This is a genomic window from Amycolatopsis sp. NPDC051071 (assembly GCF_040682875.1).
Lineage (GTDB): Bacteria > Actinomycetota > Actinomycetes > Mycobacteriales > Pseudonocardiaceae > Amycolatopsis.
The window spans coordinates 18,036-33,180 of sequence record NZ_JBFBBY010000057.1 but is presented as its reverse complement, the minus strand read 5'-3'; the positions used below and the strand labels follow the sequence as shown (position 1 = coordinate 33,180).

16 protein-coding genes are annotated in these 15,145 nt (G+C 69.5%); 8 read left to right on the top strand and 8 right to left on the bottom strand.

The window, feature by feature from the left end:
• Positions 1 to 15: 15 nt before the first annotated feature.
• A complete protein-coding gene (locus AB0M65_RS19885; RefSeq protein ID WP_364029261.1) occupies positions 16 to 2,613 on the top strand; it encodes a tetratricopeptide repeat protein in 2,598 nt (865 codons plus the stop codon).
• A gap of 13 nt (positions 2,614 to 2,626) precedes the next feature.
• Here the strand turns inward: AB0M65_RS19885 and AB0M65_RS19880 are convergent, their stop codons facing one another.
• Both AB0M65_RS19880 and AB0M65_RS19875 read right to left on the bottom strand, forming a co-directional pair.
• Positions 2,627 to 3,871, bottom strand: coding sequence for an MFS transporter (locus tag AB0M65_RS19880; protein ID WP_364029259.1), 1,245 nt, complete (start codon positions 3,869 to 3,871; stop codon positions 2,627 to 2,629).
• A complete protein-coding gene (locus AB0M65_RS19875; RefSeq protein ID WP_364029257.1) occupies positions 3,871 to 4,626 on the bottom strand; it encodes an MBL fold metallo-hydrolase in 756 nt (251 codons plus the stop codon). Before AB0M65_RS19875 ends, AB0M65_RS19880 begins: the two co-directional genes overlap by 1 nt.
• Positions 4,627 to 4,717: 91 nt before the next feature.
• Here AB0M65_RS19875 and AB0M65_RS19870 point away from each other — a divergent pair, with 91 nt between their 5' ends.
• Complete coding sequence (locus AB0M65_RS19870) at positions 4,718 to 5,344, top strand: CGNR zinc finger domain-containing protein (protein ID WP_364029255.1); 627 nt, start codon at positions 4,718 to 4,720, stop codon at positions 5,342 to 5,344.
• A 16-nt stretch (positions 5,345 to 5,360) separates the two neighbouring features.
• On the opposite strand, the gene AB0M65_RS19865 is transcribed toward AB0M65_RS19870, so the two are convergent.
• From AB0M65_RS19865 to AB0M65_RS19855, 3 genes are all read right to left on the bottom strand, one after another.
• The gene (locus AB0M65_RS19865) at positions 5,361 to 6,191 is read right to left on the bottom strand and encodes a hypothetical protein (RefSeq protein WP_364029253.1); all 831 of its coding nucleotides are present in this window, start codon (positions 6,189 to 6,191) and stop codon (positions 5,361 to 5,363) included.
• 125 nt (positions 6,192 to 6,316) lie between these two features.
• Positions 6,317 to 7,450 (bottom strand): NAD(P)/FAD-dependent oxidoreductase, encoded by a 1,134-nt coding sequence (locus AB0M65_RS19860; RefSeq protein WP_364029251.1) that lies wholly within the window; start codon positions 7,448 to 7,450, stop codon positions 6,317 to 6,319.
• A complete protein-coding gene (locus AB0M65_RS19855) occupies positions 7,447 to 8,118 on the bottom strand; it encodes a TetR/AcrR family transcriptional regulator (protein ID WP_364029249.1) in 672 nt (223 codons plus the stop codon). Before AB0M65_RS19855 ends, AB0M65_RS19860 begins: the two co-directional genes overlap by 4 nt.
• Before the next feature lie 246 nt (positions 8,119 to 8,364).
• Here AB0M65_RS19855 and rox point away from each other — a divergent pair, with 246 nt between their 5' ends.
• Positions 8,365 to 9,792, top strand: a complete 1,428-nt coding sequence (gene rox / locus AB0M65_RS19850; protein ID WP_364029247.1) for a rifampin monooxygenase — start codon at positions 8,365 to 8,367, stop codon at positions 9,790 to 9,792.
• 68 nt (positions 9,793 to 9,860) lie between these two features.
• Positions 9,861 to 10,001, top strand: coding sequence for a hypothetical protein (locus tag AB0M65_RS19845; RefSeq protein WP_364029245.1), 141 nt, complete (start codon positions 9,861 to 9,863; stop codon positions 9,999 to 10,001).
• 30 nt (positions 10,002 to 10,031) lie between these two features.
• Here the strand turns inward: AB0M65_RS19845 and AB0M65_RS19840 are convergent, their stop codons facing one another.
• Entirely contained in the window at positions 10,032 to 10,478 is a 447-nt protein-coding gene (locus tag AB0M65_RS19840) for an Lrp/AsnC family transcriptional regulator (protein WP_364029243.1), read from the bottom strand.
• 92 nt (positions 10,479 to 10,570) lie between these two features.
• On the opposite strand from AB0M65_RS19840, the gene AB0M65_RS19835 reads away from it, so the two are divergent.
• The 3 genes from AB0M65_RS19835 to AB0M65_RS19825 all read left to right on the top strand — a co-directional run bounded on the left by AB0M65_RS19835 (position 10,571) and on the right by AB0M65_RS19825 (position 13,106).
• Positions 10,571 to 11,440 (top strand): LLM class flavin-dependent oxidoreductase, encoded by an 870-nt coding sequence (locus AB0M65_RS19835; protein ID WP_364029241.1) that lies wholly within the window; start codon positions 10,571 to 10,573, stop codon positions 11,438 to 11,440.
• On the top strand, positions 11,437 to 11,862 hold the full coding sequence (locus AB0M65_RS19830; RefSeq protein WP_364029239.1) for a nucleoside deaminase: 426 nt from the start codon (positions 11,437 to 11,439) through the stop codon (positions 11,860 to 11,862). Before AB0M65_RS19835 ends, AB0M65_RS19830 begins: the two co-directional genes overlap by 4 nt.
• A gap of 116 nt (positions 11,863 to 11,978) precedes the next feature.
• Entirely contained in the window at positions 11,979 to 13,106 is a 1,128-nt protein-coding gene (locus AB0M65_RS19825) for a tyrosine-type recombinase/integrase (protein WP_364029237.1), read from the top strand.
• Here the strand turns inward: AB0M65_RS19825 and AB0M65_RS19820 are convergent.
• A complete protein-coding gene (locus AB0M65_RS19820; protein ID WP_364029235.1) occupies positions 13,097 to 13,285 on the bottom strand; it encodes a hypothetical protein in 189 nt (62 codons plus the stop codon). The two genes, AB0M65_RS19825 and AB0M65_RS19820, sit on opposite strands and share 10 nt — an antisense overlap.
• Positions 13,286 to 13,310: 25 nt before the next feature.
• On the opposite strand from AB0M65_RS19820, the gene AB0M65_RS19815 reads away from it, so the two are divergent.
• Positions 13,311 to 13,823: a CGNR zinc finger domain-containing protein gene (locus AB0M65_RS19815; protein ID WP_364029233.1), complete on the top strand. Its 513-nt coding sequence runs from the start codon at positions 13,311 to 13,313 to the stop codon at positions 13,821 to 13,823.
• Positions 13,824 to 13,874: 51 nt separating this feature from the next.
• Here the strand turns inward: AB0M65_RS19815 and AB0M65_RS19810 are convergent, their stop codons facing one another.
• Complete coding sequence (locus tag AB0M65_RS19810) at positions 13,875 to 15,095, bottom strand: hypothetical protein (protein ID WP_364029231.1); 1,221 nt, start codon at positions 15,093 to 15,095, stop codon at positions 13,875 to 13,877.
• Between the last annotated feature and the right edge of the window lie 50 nt (positions 15,096 to 15,145).

Here is a 15,145-nt window from a genome sequence, read left to right as displayed (position 1 = left end):
CGCACTGTCCTTGTCGTGGATGTCGAAGGATTCGGCGATCAGCGGCGTACCAATTCGCATCAATTGGCGGTACGTGCCGCACTTTACGAAACTTTGCGGCAGGCATTCGACGAAATCGGGGCGCCGTGGGAGGAATGTGATCGTGAGGATCGGGGCGACGCGGTCTTCGTCCTCGTGCCCGCGCAGGTGCCCAAAGCGCCCTTCGTGGACTCGCTCCCCCAGGTTCTCGCCGCCGCGGTGCGCGAGCACAACCGGGTACATCGGAGTGAGGAACGGATCCGGTTGCGGATGGCGTTGCACGCGGGCGAGGTCGCCTACGACGAGCACGGTGTCGCCGCGGCGGCGGTGAATCTCACGTTCCGGCTGCTCGACGCGGCTCCTCTCCGGGCCGCGCTGTGCGAGTCACCGGGGGTGCTGGCGTTGATCACGTCGGACTGGTTCTTCGACGACGTGGTCCGGCACTGCCGGGTCCTCGATCCGGCGACGTTCCGACCGGTGTCCGTACAGGTGAAAGAGACGTCGACGGTGGGCTGGATCTGCCTGCCGGACCATCCCTATCCTTCCGACCCCGCGCAGGTGACCGTTCGCCCTGTCGCGGGGGCCGGTGCGCAGGTGCCGCGGCAGCTTCCCGCGCCGCCGCGCACGTTCGTCGGCCGGGACGACGAGCTCGCCGCTCTCACGGCGCTGCTGGAAGATCGCGAGCGGCCGAACGGGATGGTCGTGATCGGCGGGGCGGGCGGGATCGGCAAGACGTGGCTCGCGTTGAAGTGGGCACACGACAATCTGCACCGGTTCCCGGAAGGCCAGTTGTTCGTCGACCTGCGCGGCTTCAGTCCCGACGGGTTGCCGATGAGCCCGGCGGTGGCGATCCGCGGGTTTCTCGACAGCCTCGGCCTCACCCACGACCGGATTCCGTCGGATCCGCATGCCCAGGCGGCCTTGTTCCGCAGCATCGTGGCGGACAAGTCCCTCCTCATCCTGCTGGACAACGCCGTGGGCACCGAACAGGTGATTCCGCTGCTGCCCGGCAGCGCTTCCTGCGCCGTCGTGGTGACCAGCCGCAGCCGGCTACCCGGTTTGGCGACCGGGCACGATGCCTGTCCCCTGTTCCTCGACGTGCTGACCGACCACGAAGCCCGGACGCTGCTCACTGACCGGCTCGGCACCACCAGGGCCGGCGCCGAGCCCGCGGTGGTGGACGAACTGGTCGAGTTCTGCCGCGGTTTCCCCTTGGCGCTGAGCATCGTCGCGGGAAACGCGGCCACCCATGAGGGCGTACCGCTCGCATGTCTGGCCGCTGAGCTGCACGAGGCGGGAGTCGAAGCACTCGACTCCGCGGATCCGGCGGCCAGCCTGCCCGCGGTGTTCTCGTGGTCGCATCAGGCGCTCGCCGACGACGAGGCGGAAGCCGTCGTCCTCGTCGGTCTCGCACCAGGGCCGGACATCGGCCTGTGGGCGGCGGCGAGCCTCGTCGGCACGACCGTCGCCCGGGCCAGGACGCTCCTGCGCGGACTTGAGGAGAAGTCCCTGGTCGGCCACGACGGCGCCGGCCGCTACCGGATGCACGACCTCGTCCGGCGCTATGTCACCGAGACAGCGCGCGGTGAAGCGGCTGTCGATGGCCGTGAGGACGCGCTACGCCGGATTGTGGACTTCTACCTGCACACCGCCCACGCGGCCGACAAGCTGCTCGACCCCCATCGGGAGGCGCTCCGGGTCACTCCCGCCGCGCGGGGGTGCCTGCCGCTGACGATGCCGGACGAAGCCGCGGCGCTCGGGTGGCTCGACAGCGAGCACACCTGCGTGCTGGCCGCTCAACGACTGGCCGTCGAGCTCGGCTGGAATGCGGCGGCGGTGCAGTTCGCGTTGGCGATGCACACATTCCATTGGCGGACGGGGCGGCTCGACGAGCAGGTCGCCGTGGGGCGGCTCGGGCTCGTCGCGGCCGAGCGGACCGGCAGCACGGCCGTCCAGGCTTTGGCGCATCGGGCGCTCGCCGAGGCCCACGCCCTGCTGGGAAGGCAGGCCGAGGCGCTGGATCACCTCCAGCGAGCCTTGCCGCTGGCCGAACGGTTCGGCGATCCGTCCGGCCAGGCCCATGTCCTGCGGATTCTCGCCTGGGCGAAGAGCGAGCAGGGCGAGTTCCGGCTCGCGCTGGAGAACATCGTCCGCGCGTTGCGTTTGTTCCAGTCGGTCGAAGACGAGGAATGGGAAGCCCGCGCGCTCAATCAGACAGCGTGGTACTTCGCGCTCCTGGGCCATTACGAGCAGGCTGCCCCGTTCGTCGCGTCGGCATTGGACCTTCATCGCCGTCACGGAAACCACAACGGTGAGGCGTTGTCCTTGACGATCGAGGGTTTCCTGGCGCACCAGGCCGGACGTCATCAGGAGGCGCTGCGGCACGGTGAACGGGCGCTCGCCATGCTTCGCGAGCTCGGCAACATCTACTTCGTGGCACAGGTGGTGGACATCCTCGGCCAGGTCCACGCCGCGCTCGAGGAGGGGGAGGACGCCCGCCGGTACTGGCAGGAGGCGCGCGACCTGTATCGGGTCCAGAACCGGGTGGCCAGGGCCGAGCGAATCCAGCGGCTCCTCGACGGGCTCGGTTCCTGACCGGTCCTCACGTTCACGACCCGCCGCCGGTCCGAAGCCGTCCCAGGACGACGGGGATGATCGCGAGCGCGATGAGCCCGCCGAGCAGGGCGAGTGCGGGATAGCCGATGCCGACCACGATGAAACCGGACGACATCCCGCCCGCGGCGCCGCCGATCGCGATGGCGACGTCGGCCATCCCCTGGGTTTTCGCGCGGGTGGCCACCGGTGCGGCGTCGGTGATGATCGCCGTGCCGCTGACCATGCCGAAGTTCCAGCCCAGTCCGAGCAGGATGAGTGCGAGAGCAAGGAGTGCGACCGAGTCGTCCGGGGCCATGGCGGCGAGGACGGCGGCCGCGGCCAGGGTGACGGCGGCCGCGACGGCGATGGCCCGGCGGCCGTAGCGGTCGACGAGGATTCCGGACAGTGGCGAGGGCAGGAACATCGCGCCGACGTGGAGTGCGATGACCAGGCCGGACGCGCCGGTGCCGTGACCGTGGCCGAGCAGGTGGATCGGGGTCATGGTCATGATCGCGATCATCACGATCTGGGCCAGGAGCATCACCAGGATCCCTTGTGGCACACCGAGACCGTGTTCGGTGGCCGTCGCCGTGGCGGTTGCCTGCTCGTCGGGTGGGAGGGTGCGGGCGAGCAGGAACGGGTCGGGGCGCAGCCAGCCGGCGAGCACGACGGCGGCCAGGGCGTAGGCGACTCCGGAGATGAGGAAGAGCCCGGTCAGGGGCGGCAGGCCCAGTGCCGAGGCCAGTACTCCGGTCGGGGCGGCGAGGGTGGCTCCCGCGACGCCTCCCAGTGTGGTGGCGACCAGGACGGTGGAGACCGCGCGTGCCCGGTGTGCCGGGGTGGCGAGATCGGCCCCGGCGTAGCGGGCCTGGAGGTTGGCCGCCGCGCCGGCGCCGTAGAGGAACAGCGCGACGACCATGAGTACGGCGCTTTCCAGGACGGCGCCGGCGATGATGCCGGCGCTGCCCACCGCGCCCGCGACGTAGCCGCCCGCGAGCCCGGGGCGGCGGCCCCGTGACTGCGACAGGCGGCCGACACCGATCGCGGCGATCGCCGTTCCGGCGGTGAGCAGGCCGCTGGGCAGCCCCGCCAAGGCGGTGGAGCCGAGCATGTCCTGGAACAACAGGGCTCCGACGGTGACTCCGGCCGAGAGCCCGACACCGCTGAGCACCTGCGAGACGGTCAAGACGGTCAGCGTGCGTTTCTGTGTCCCGGACAGCGAAGATCCGGTGACCGGCTCGGTCAGGTGCTGGGACATCAGCCGAGCCGGAGGCGCTCGGCCAGGCCGGCGGCGGTGAACGCGGCCACCACGTCGTCGCGGCTTTCGGTGAAGTGCTCCCAGCTGTCGACGTGGACGGGGACCACGACGCGGGCGCCGAGGATCCGCGTCGCCTCCACTGCCAGGGCACTGTCGAGGACGAGCAGCGCGCCGTCGAAGACCGGCTGCAGGCGCGGCGCCCCGGCGAAGAGCACGGTGGTGTCGACGGGGCCGAACCGGTCGGCGACCTGCCGGACGGCGTCGAGTGAGGCGTTGTCGCCGCTGACGTAGACCGTCGGCAGGTCTTGCCCGGTCAGCACGAAGCCGACGACGTCACCGGTGACCTTCTCCGCACCTTCCGGACCGTGGAGCGCGGGTGCGCCGGTCACGGTCACCACTCCCCCGTCCGGGCGGATCAGTTCGGCCGTCTCCCAGGTCGCGAGCCCCTTCGCGGTGCCGCCGAGACGGCCCGCGCCGCTGGGTGTGGTGAGCGTCAGCGGCACCTCGGCCAGCAGTTCCCGGCCGGAGTGGTCGAGGTTGTCGGGATGCTCGTCGTGGGACAGCAGGACGGCGTCGACGTGGCCGAGATCGGCGGGCTTCGCCGACGCCGGTGCCGTCTTCCTCAGACCCGGTCCCCCGTCGGGCCTCGCGTAGTAGCCGGGCTCGTCGAACGTCGGATCGGTCAGGAATCGCAGGCCGCCGTACTCGATCAGCGCGGTCGGGCCGCCGAAGACCTGGACGGAGAGCTGTTCCATGGGTCCACCTCACGGATAGGTATTGTTGTTTCCGTGAGTGACACTAGCCCGTTCTCACGGAAGAGTGCAACGAATTCCGTGAGACTTTCTCATGGTTGCACCTGGCGCCTACCATGAGGACGTGGACGACACCGCCGGCACCGATCTCCTGCCGCCCGCACCGGGCGCGGAGCAGTACATCGCGCTCGCGCTCGCCAACACCGCGATCGCGTTGCCCGGCGGGCAGTTCATCGACCTCCTCGGCACCCCGGCAGGCGCGACGGACTGGCTCGCCGAACAAGGGCTCGCCCCGGTCGACGCCGGTCTGCAGGAGATGTGCGCGGGGCTCGTCCGGTCGCTGCGTGAGCAGGTGCGGGTGCTGTTCGCTTCGAGTTCCTGCTCGGATCCCGCCCCGCAGAGCGCCCTGAACGCGGTCAACGACGCGCTGAGCAAGGCACCCACCGCGGAACTGCTGCGCTGGGACCCGATCCAGGGCCTGCACCGGACAGCGCCGCATCCGATCACCCAGATCGTCGAGCACGCGCTGGCAACACTCGCCGCCAACGCCGCGGACCTGCTCACCGGGCCGGACGCCGACCGGCTCACCGCCTGCGGATCGGCTCCGTGCACCCGGTTCTTCCTGCGCAACGGACGGCGTCAGTGGTGTTCGGTGCGCTGCGGTGACCGGGCCCGGGCCGCCCGCGCCTACGCCCGGCGCTCACAGCACGAACCGGTCTGAGCCGGGTTTACTCCAGTCATGCCGAGCGAGGCCGGGCCGTCGTCCCGTAGTCGCCCGGCGGCAACGCGGGGCGACGGTGGTGCTGCCAGACACTCATCAAACTCGTCCCGAGCGAGAGGGCGGCGTAGGTGAGCAGCCAACCGGTGAATCCGGCGGGCTGACCGTAGAACAGCACGTCGAACAGGACAATCACCGGATAGAAGCCGGGCACCGCGGCCTGGCTGTCCAGTACACGCAACTCGGTGTCGACGGCCGCCGAAGCGGTGTCCTCGGCGTATACCGGCCGCCGCAGGGTGCCGACGAGGATCACCGCGCAGCACAGGGCTGTCCAGCCGAGCGCACCGCCCCAGCTCCACGCGTACGCCTTCGCCGAAGTGGTGGTGTACATGGCCACCGCCAGCACGGCACCGCCGCCGAAGGTGATCACGAACGAAGCCACGAACCAGCCGCCGAGGATCTTGAAGACCGACGGCCGCCCGGAGCGCCGGTCCATGACCGGCAGCGGCCCCAGCGCCCGTTCGCGGTGCAGGTAGGACAACCAAAGCGCGACCTGCATGGAGGCGCAGACGAAGTAGACGATGACGCCGCCGGGCAGGTCGCGGTCGTGAACGCCGGAGATGTCCCGCACGATCCCGTAGGCGGTGATCAGCAGGATGCTCACCACGACCGCTCCGACGAGCCACCGGAACCGGCCGGGCACCTTCCGGCTCAGACGGGGGCCGATCCGGATGGAGAGCAGCCTCGACGGCTCGTTCACCTCGATCCCGCGCTTGTCCAGCCACACCCTGGTCGCGGCGATCTCTTCGGGCCTGAGCTCGCCTGGCCAACCTGTATCCGCGTTCGCCACCGGTCCCCCTCACTCGTGCTACCGGATGTACGTCTGTGACCGGGCGGAGGTTGCCTCGCGCCGGCAGGCTGGGGGACGGAAAATGACGATCACCTTGAAGCCGGGAAGCACCGTTGATGTTCACCTCAGCGGTAGGACGCGAAGCGCTCCAGTAGTGGCTTCGGGGAATCGTCGGCGAAGCACAGGACGAGACTGTCCGCCGACTCGGCCGCCGAAGCCTCGCTCCGCGGGAACAGCGCCTTCTCGTAAGTGCCGAGCGCGGCTTCGGCGTCGCCGGGATGAGCGGCGATCGCCAGGCCGAGCTCGGCGCCGTCGAGCATGGCGAGGTTGGCGCCCTCTCCGGCGAACGGCGACATCAGATGCGCGGCGTCGCCGAGGAGCGTGACACCGGGGACGCGATCCCAGCGGTGCCCGATCGGCAGCGCGTGGATCGGCCGCGGGGTGAGTTCGCCGTCCGCGTCGGTGATCAGTGCCCGAAGGCTCGCGTCCCAGCCGTCGAACTGCTCCAGCACCGCGGCCTTCGCGCCGGCGGTGTCACTGAAGTCGATCGTGGAGATCCAGTCCTCTTCGGTCTTCAGCGCGACGTAGACGTGCAGGCTGCCGGAGGAATCGTGGTGCGCCAGGAAGCCTCTGCCCGCGCCGAGTGCGAAGAACATGCCGCCACCGATGAGCGCGGCACTCGCGGGGTGCCTGGTCAGCGCGTCATGAAGGTGGACCTCGACGAACGAAACACCCTCGTAGGACGGCTTGGCGCCGGAGACCAGGGGCCGGACCTTGGACCACGCGCCGTCGGCGCCGATCAGCAGATCCGTGGTGAACATCGTGCCGTCGGCCAGGGTGACCTCGTGTTTGCCGCCGCCGAGTGGGCGGGCACCAGTGATCTTGGTGCCCCAGCGGACGGTGCTCTCGGGCAGGGAGCCGAGCAGGAGGTCGCGGAGATCGCCGCGGGCGATTTCGGGGCGGCCGCCGTCGCCTTCGTCGGCTTCCTCGCGGTGGATGACGGCGTGCCGGTCGAGGATGCGCATGGCCTCGCCGCCGGAGTGGACGAGGGTGCGGAACTTCTCGTGGAGACCGGCGGCGCGGAGTGCTTCCTGGCCGGACTCCTCGTGGATGTCGAGCATGCCGCCCTGTGTCCGGGCGGACGGCGAGGCGTCGGCGTCGAAGACGGCGGCTTCGACGCCGCTGACGTGCAGGACGCGGGCCAGCGTGAGCCCGCCGAGGCCGGCGCCGATGATCGCGATGGGGTGGTGTGTGGTCATGATCGAGTCCTTTCGGGTGGTACTTCGGTGCGCGTGATCCCGCTGATGAGCACCCGCAGGCCCCACGAGAGCCGCTGGGCGGGCTGCCCGGACAGCAGGTCGGCGGAATGCGCGGCGATCTGCGGATGGGTCGTCTCGTCGGCGTCCTGGACGGCGCGGGCGAGCGCGTCCCACTCCTGCGGGGAGTCCTGGCCGGCGTGTTCGGCCGCGGTCGCCGTCGCGTGCTGCAGGAGGACGTCGACGCCCCAGGCCCGCCGCTCGCGTGGCACTTCGCCCTCGGCGAGCAGTGCCAGCATTCGCTCGACCAGGCCGAGGTAGTTCTCCCCGCTCGGGCGGGCCACCAGCGCGGACAGGGCGAGACCGGGGTACTCGAGCAGCATCGCTGTGTAGGCCGTGAGCAGCCGTTCGAGCCGGGCACGCCAGTCGCCCTCGGAGGACGGCTCGATCGTGCCGAGCAGTTCGTCCAGGATCGCCGCGTGCAGCTCGGCGGTGTTGCGGACGTAGACGTAGAGCGAGGCGGCACCTGTGTCGAGTTCCTGCGCCAGGCGGCGCATGGTGACCTTCCGCAGGCCTTCCTCGCGCAGGATCCCGACCGCCATGGCGACGATGCCGTCGCGCGTCAACGCGGGTTTGGCCGGTCGTTCCCGGCGGCTCTTCTCAGGTGCCATGCCACCACTGTAACGAACATGTTCGTGACGAACAAGTTCTGAACGAACATGTTCGACACAGGCCACACCGAAAGGGCTGCTTCCATCGGGGGGTCGTCCGTCCATCAAGGACTAAATGACAACGGCAGAGAGATCAGCTCTCCCTGCCACTTCTAACGTATAACGCACCCAGGGGCTTGTGGCAAGACCCCTGCCCTGCCGCACAATCTCCCGTCTGAAGCACGAGCTCGACAAACGGGGGAACTTTTGATCGACGTGATCATCGCCGGTGGCGGACCGACCGGCATGATGCTGGGCGCCGAACTCCGGCTGCACGGCGTCCAGGTTGTCGTCCTGGAAAAGGACCTGGAGCAGTCCAAGGTCGTCCGCTCGATGGGCCTGCACGCACGCAGCATCGAGGTGATGGATCAGCGAGGCCTGCTGGAACGCTTCCTCGCACAGGGAACGAAATACCCGCTCGGCGGATCCTTCGCCGGCATCAGGAAACCGGCGCACTCGCTGACCGGCGCCCACGCGTACATCCTCGGTATCCCCCAGACCATCACCGACCGGCTGCTGATCGACCACGCCACCGAGGCAGGTGTCGATCTCCGGCGAGGCCGCGAAGTGATCGGGCTGAGTCAGGACGAGGACGGGGTGGACGTCGAACTGGCCGACGGGACACGGCTGCGGTCGCGTTACCTCGTGGGCTGCGACGGGGGCCGCAGCACGGTACGCAAACTCCTCGGCGTCGGCTTTCCCGGCGAGCCCGCCACGGCCGAAACGCTGCTGGGCGAGATGGAGCTGACCGAGGACTGGGACACGGTGCTCGCCGTGATGACCGAGGTCCGCAAGACCCAGTTGCGGTTTGGCGTCTCCCCGCTCGGGGACGGGGTGTACCGCGTGGGTGTGCCCGCTGACGGCGTACGCGACGATCCCCGGATCCCGCCGACCTTCGAGGAGGTCAAACGGCAGCTCAACGCCGTCGCCGGAACCGACTTCGGGGTGCACTCGCCGCGCTGGCTCTCCAGCTTCGGCGACGCCACCCGGCTGGCCGAGCAGTACCGCGTCGGCCGCGTGTTCCTGGCCGGCGACGCCGCGCACATCCACCCGCCCGTCGGCGGGCAGGGACTCAACCTCGGCATCCAGGACGCCTTCAACCTCGGCTGGAAACTGGCCGCCGCGATCGACGGCAAGGCACCGGAAGGGCTGCTGGACACCTACCAGACCGAACGGCATCCGGTGGCCGCCGCCGTACTGGAGAACACCCGCGCACAGATGCACCTGATGTCCCTCGACCCGGGCGCCCAAGCGGTGCGGCGGCTGGTGTCGGAACTGATGGACTTCGAGGAGGTGAGCCGGTTCCTGACCGAGAAGATCACCGCGACCGGGATCCGCTACGACTTCGGCGAAGGCCACGAACTGCTCGGCCGCCGGATGCCGGACACCGAACTGAAGCAAGGCCGCCTCTACGGGCTCATGCACGGCGGCCGCGGTCTGCTGCTTGACCAGACCGGGCAGCTCACCGTGCGGGAGTGGGGAGACCGGGTCGACCACGTCGTCGACGTCGGCGAGGAACTGGAGGTACCCGCGATACTGCTCCGGCCGGACGGCCATGTGGCGTGGGCGGGCGAAGACCAACAGGAGCTGGACGAGGCGCTGCGCCGGTGGTTCGGAGAGAGTGAAGTCCTCTAGCGCACCAGGGCCGGCGGCTATTTGCTGGCGGCGTCCGAACCCCGCTGCCACGACAGGAGTTGATCACGATGACCGGACGGGTCGTGCATTTCGAGCCCGCCCCCGGCCCGCTGATCGTGCTCGACGTCGGGAACATCGATGACACGCTCGCGGTCATCGAAAAGCAGGGTGGTTCGACCCTCGTCGGGCAGACCGCGAGCCAGGACTGAGTCCGGGACCCGTGACCGGCTTCGTGCCGGTCACGGGCCCTGCGGCCCGCGGTAGGGCAGCGTCTGGTTGTAGACGATGTTGGTGTTCGTGCTCCCGAAAAGCGCCAGCTCGTTGACGATCTCCTCCAGCCGTCCCATCGACGGTGCCGCGACCTTCAGCGAATAGCAGTCGTCACCGGTCGTGCGGAGGCATTCGAGGATCTCCGACCGCTCGGCCAGCAGCTTGTGCAGTGGCGCGTGCTTACTGCCCGGGTACTTCAGCCGCACCACCGCGAGGACCACGTACCCGGCCTTCTCCAGGTCGACGTCGGCCCGGTAGCCGGTGATCACCCCGGCCGACTCCAGCCGCTTGACCCGCTCCGTCGCCGCCGACGCGCTCAGGCTCACCCGCTTCCCCAGTTCGGTGAGCGGCAGCCGCCCGTCCTTCTGGAGCTCGACGAGGATCGCCCAGTCCGTCGCATCGAGAGTCTCGGCCATCCGGCCATATTACCGGCAGATCCACGGTGGAGACGCCCGTACGCCGGGAAAGATCTCTTCCCGGTTTCCGGTCCCATCGATAGCCTTGACCTGTGCGAATAGGTGTCAACGTCCCGAATTTCGGCCCGGGGACCGACCCGGGAATCCTCCGCGGCTGGGCCACCACGGTCGAAGGCCTCGGCTACGACCTGCTCATGGTGTCCGATCACGTCGCCATCACCCCCGACGTCGCCGAGCAGTACCCAGCGCCGTTCTACGAGCCATTCACGACACTGTCGTGGCTCGCCGGTGTCACCGACAGGATCCGGCTGGGGACGACCGTGCTCATCGTCCCGTACCGGCATCCACTGCTGATCGCCCGGATGGCCGCGAATCTGAGTCAGCTCAGCGGCGGACGGCTCGTGCTCGGTGTCGCGTCCGGCTGGGCCCGCCAGGAGTTCGAAGCGCTCGACGTCCCCTTCGAGAAGCGAGGACGGCTGACCGACAATCATCTCGACGCCGTCCGGAAGGCCTGGGCGAACGACGCCGACTACCGCGCGTGCGACATCCCGATCTGGGTCGGCGGCAACAGTGACGCCGGGATCCGCCGCGCCGTCCGCGTCGGCGACGCCTGGCACCCGCTGCGGACCACCCTCCCGTGGCTGCGTGAGGCACTCACCCGGGTCAAGAGCATCGCCGACGCCCACGAGCGGCCCGTCCCCGCGTTCACCCCGAGGATCCTGCTGAACCTCACCGGCAGGCCGATCACGGGCCCCGGCCGCCGCGCCGGGGAAGGAACGATCGAGCAGATCGTCGACGACCTCGACCAGCTTCGCCACCTCGGCGCCGAGACGGTCGTCCTCGACCCGTTCTCCGGCGACCCCGAAGAGACCCGCCGCCCGGAAGCCGCCTGGCAGGCCTTGGCGACCCTGGCCGCCCAGTGGGAACTCGGCCGGTACCGGCCCGAACAGGAGCGATCATGACCGAAGAAGACGAGAAGTACCTCCGCCGCGCCATCGAACTCGCCGCGAAGTCCCGCGCCGACGGCGACCCGCCCTTCGGCTCGCTGCTGGTCGGCCCCGACGGCACGATCCTGGCCGAGGACCACAACACCACGGTGTCGCAAGGGGACATCAGCCTGCACCCGGAACTGAAGCTCGCCGTCTGGGCCGCGCGGGAACTGGCTCCCGCCGTCGCGGCCGGGACCACGATGTACACCAGCTGCCAGCCATGCGGGATGTGCCAGGGCGCCATCGAACGCTCCGGCCTCGGACGAGTCGTGTTCGCCCTGTCCGGCGAGCAGGTCAACGCACTGAAGCCACCGGCCACCGGGCCGGGCGTGCGCCTGGAAGGCCCTGCCCTGTACGACGAAGCCCGGGTCCCCGTGGAGGGCTACTACACCTGAGCCCGCGTTTAGTCCTCTACTTGCGATGCTTGCAGGCACAACTATCGCAAGTAGAGGACTAAACGCGCCGGGTCGTGAACCGGGCGGGGGATCATCGCGCGGCTAGGATGATCACGATGTCCGCCGAACTCGTGCCCGCCGCGCTGGAGCTGCTCAAGACCAGGCTGCCGGAGACCAGGGCCGAAAACCGGCGACAGGTCCTCGCCGAAGCCGTCGCCGTGCTGCCCGCGCTCCCCCCGGCCGACCCGCTCGACCGCTACGCGATCCGGCACATCACCACGCTCTGGCTCGAGACCGACAAGACCGACCACACCCGCCGCGCCTACTACGCCGACCTCTCCGCCTGGCTCGGCTGGTGCGACCGCACCGGACTCGACCCGCTCCAGGCCCGCCGCGCCGACGTCGACGCCTGGAAGAACACCCTCACCGTCACCGGCAGGGACGGCACACCCCGGCCCGCCGCCGACTCCACCGTCGCGCGCACGCTCGCCGGCATCTCCAGCTGGTACCGGTACCTGCAATCCAACGACATCGCCGACCGCAACCCGGTCTCCGCGGTCACCCGGCCCAAGACCGGCAAGACCCCGCCGCTGCCGGCGCTCGGCGGCGAGTCGACGGCGAAACTGTTGAACCATATGGAGAACCGGGCCCGCGCCAACGACACCGAACCGTCGTGGCGCGACGCCGCCGTCGTCGCGATCCTGTTCTACACCGGACTCCGTGTCTCGGGCCTGACCACCGCCACCGTCCGTGACCTCGACACCGACGCCGGGCATACGATCCTGCGCTACACCGCCAAAGGCGGCCACCGCGACTTCGTCCCGCTCGTCCCCGCCGCCCAGCATCCCCTGCGCCGTTACCTCGAACTGCGCGCCACCCGCACCGGCGTCCGCGCCGAGGAACTGACCGGCCCGCTGCTCGCGACCATGCCCCACCGCTACGACAGCGCCAAAACCGGCGGGAAACCCTTGGCGCAGCGCGACGTCTGGTTCCTCCTGCGGACACAGGCCCGCGCGGCCGGACTCGCCGAAGCGAACACGATCTCCCCGCACACCGCGCGGCGGACCACCGGAACCCTGTTGCTGGCCAACGACGTCCCGGTCCAGAAGGTCCAGGACCTGTTGGGCCACGCCGACATCCGCACCACCCGTGACCGCTACGACGCGCACCGGCACAAGCTGGAGACCTCGCCCGTGCACGCACTCGCGCAACTGCTCGCCGACGCACGCCACCGTCAGAGCTGAGCCGAACCCAGCTGGGACCTCGTCGCCCCGATCACGACACCGTCGACGCGTGCGAGCCAGCTTCCGCACAGGCACCGCACGTATTCGAGCCGTCCCCGGGCGACCCGTTGGGACTTCGTCGCGCTTCCCGGCAGTTCTTCCAGCGGCCAGCCGCACCGCGGACACGTGTTCTCTTCCATGCCCCGATCGTGCTGTAATGGATTAATGCATTTCAACCCTTACGGAGGAGCGGCCGCTCAGATCGCCGCCGACCTGGTCAACCTCGGCGACGCCGCCGGACCGGCCGAGCTGACCGCGATCTTCAAAGACCGCATGACGGTCGCCGCCGTTCAAGGGCACGAAGCGACCGAAATCGCCGGCTGGATCACACGACTCCGGCACGTCTTCGAAACAGACCCGGCCCACCGCGTCGACCTGGTCAACGCACTCCTGCACGACTCCGCCTCCCAGCCGTACATCTCCACCCACGACGGCAAAGCACCCCACCTGCACTACGTCGACGCCCACGCCGGCACCGTCTCCCGGATCCGCGCCTACACCGCGGGCGGACTCGCCCACCTCGTCTGCGACGCACCGGACCGCTTCGGCGTCTGCTCACGCGAAGGCTGCGAAACCGTCTACGTCGACGTCTCACGCAACGGCCGCCGCCGGTTCTGCTCGACCCGCTGCGCCACCAGGGTCCACGTCGCCGACCACCGGACCCGGCAGGCGAGCTAGAGCGCGTCTGGCAAATCTTGGACGCGAACCCCATCGAACAGATTTGCCAGACTAGATCGCGTACTGCCACGCCGTCAGGGCATGCGCCGAGAACCACGCGCCCAGCACCACCCACGCCGCCGCGGCCACCACCGCCGTGACCGTCCGCCGCTTCGCCAGCCCGATCGCGATCGGGACCAGCACCGGAAACGCCGGCAGGATGAACCGGAGCTTCGCGTCCGGCAGCCCCCGCGTCCCGATCGCCAGCACCAGCACCCCGACGCCGTACAACATCAACGGCCACGGCACCCGGATACACGCCGCCACCACCGCCAGCGCCACCGCACCGAGCAGGAACAGCACCGTCAGCGTGCTGAACACCGACTCGTCCCCCGTCAACCGCGACAGCACCGAATCCCAGGTCTCCGCACCGAAATCGAATTCCGTGTTCCAGCCCCGCAGTTCGATGTCCTGCCAGCCGGTCCAGCTCCCCGTCCGATACGCGACGAACCCGAGATACCCCGCCACCCCGAGCGGCGCGATCAGCGCACCCGTCAGCGCCCACCCCCGTTCCCCTGCCCGCCGGAACGCCGCGATCAGCGCCGCGACGACCACCACCGCGACCAGCACCACCGCCGTCGACCTCGACAACCCGGCCCCGAACGCGCACAACCCCGCCGTCAGCCAACGCCGCTCCAGCACACCCACCAGCGCCCATACCGCGAAAGCGCAGAACACCGCCTCCGTGTAGGCCATCGAGAACACGATCGCCATCGGCGCCCCGGCCCACAACGCCACCAGCAGCAGACCCGTACGGTCACCCCGCTCCGGCGACACCACCCGCCCGATCCGGATCAACCCGCACGCCAGCACCAGACCGGACAGCACCGACACCGTCAGCGCCGCGGTGACCACGTCGAGACCCAGCCACATCACCGCCTCGACGAACTTCGGATACAACGGGAAGAACGCCATCGGCGCATCCGAGTACGGCTGCCTCGCCGCGTCCAGCGTCCCCGGCAGATCCGCGTACCCGTGCACCGCCAGCCGCAGATACCATTGCCCGTCCCACGCGGTCAGCCGGTCGGTCAGCGTCTCACCACGGCGAGACGCCAGCAGATCCAGCAGCTGCACGCTGGCCGTGCGGATCACCAGATAGAGCAGGATCGCCCTCGGATAGGGCGACACGGCCAGCCGGTCGAGCGTTCTCTCGAACACACTCGCCGGACGCCCGGACTCGGGCGCCACCGGGGCAGCGGCGGGCTGATCAAGATCGTCGACTTCTCGGAGCACGCTCAGAGTGTCCACAATACGAAGTCATTTCGCCGTTCGATCTTGGATAT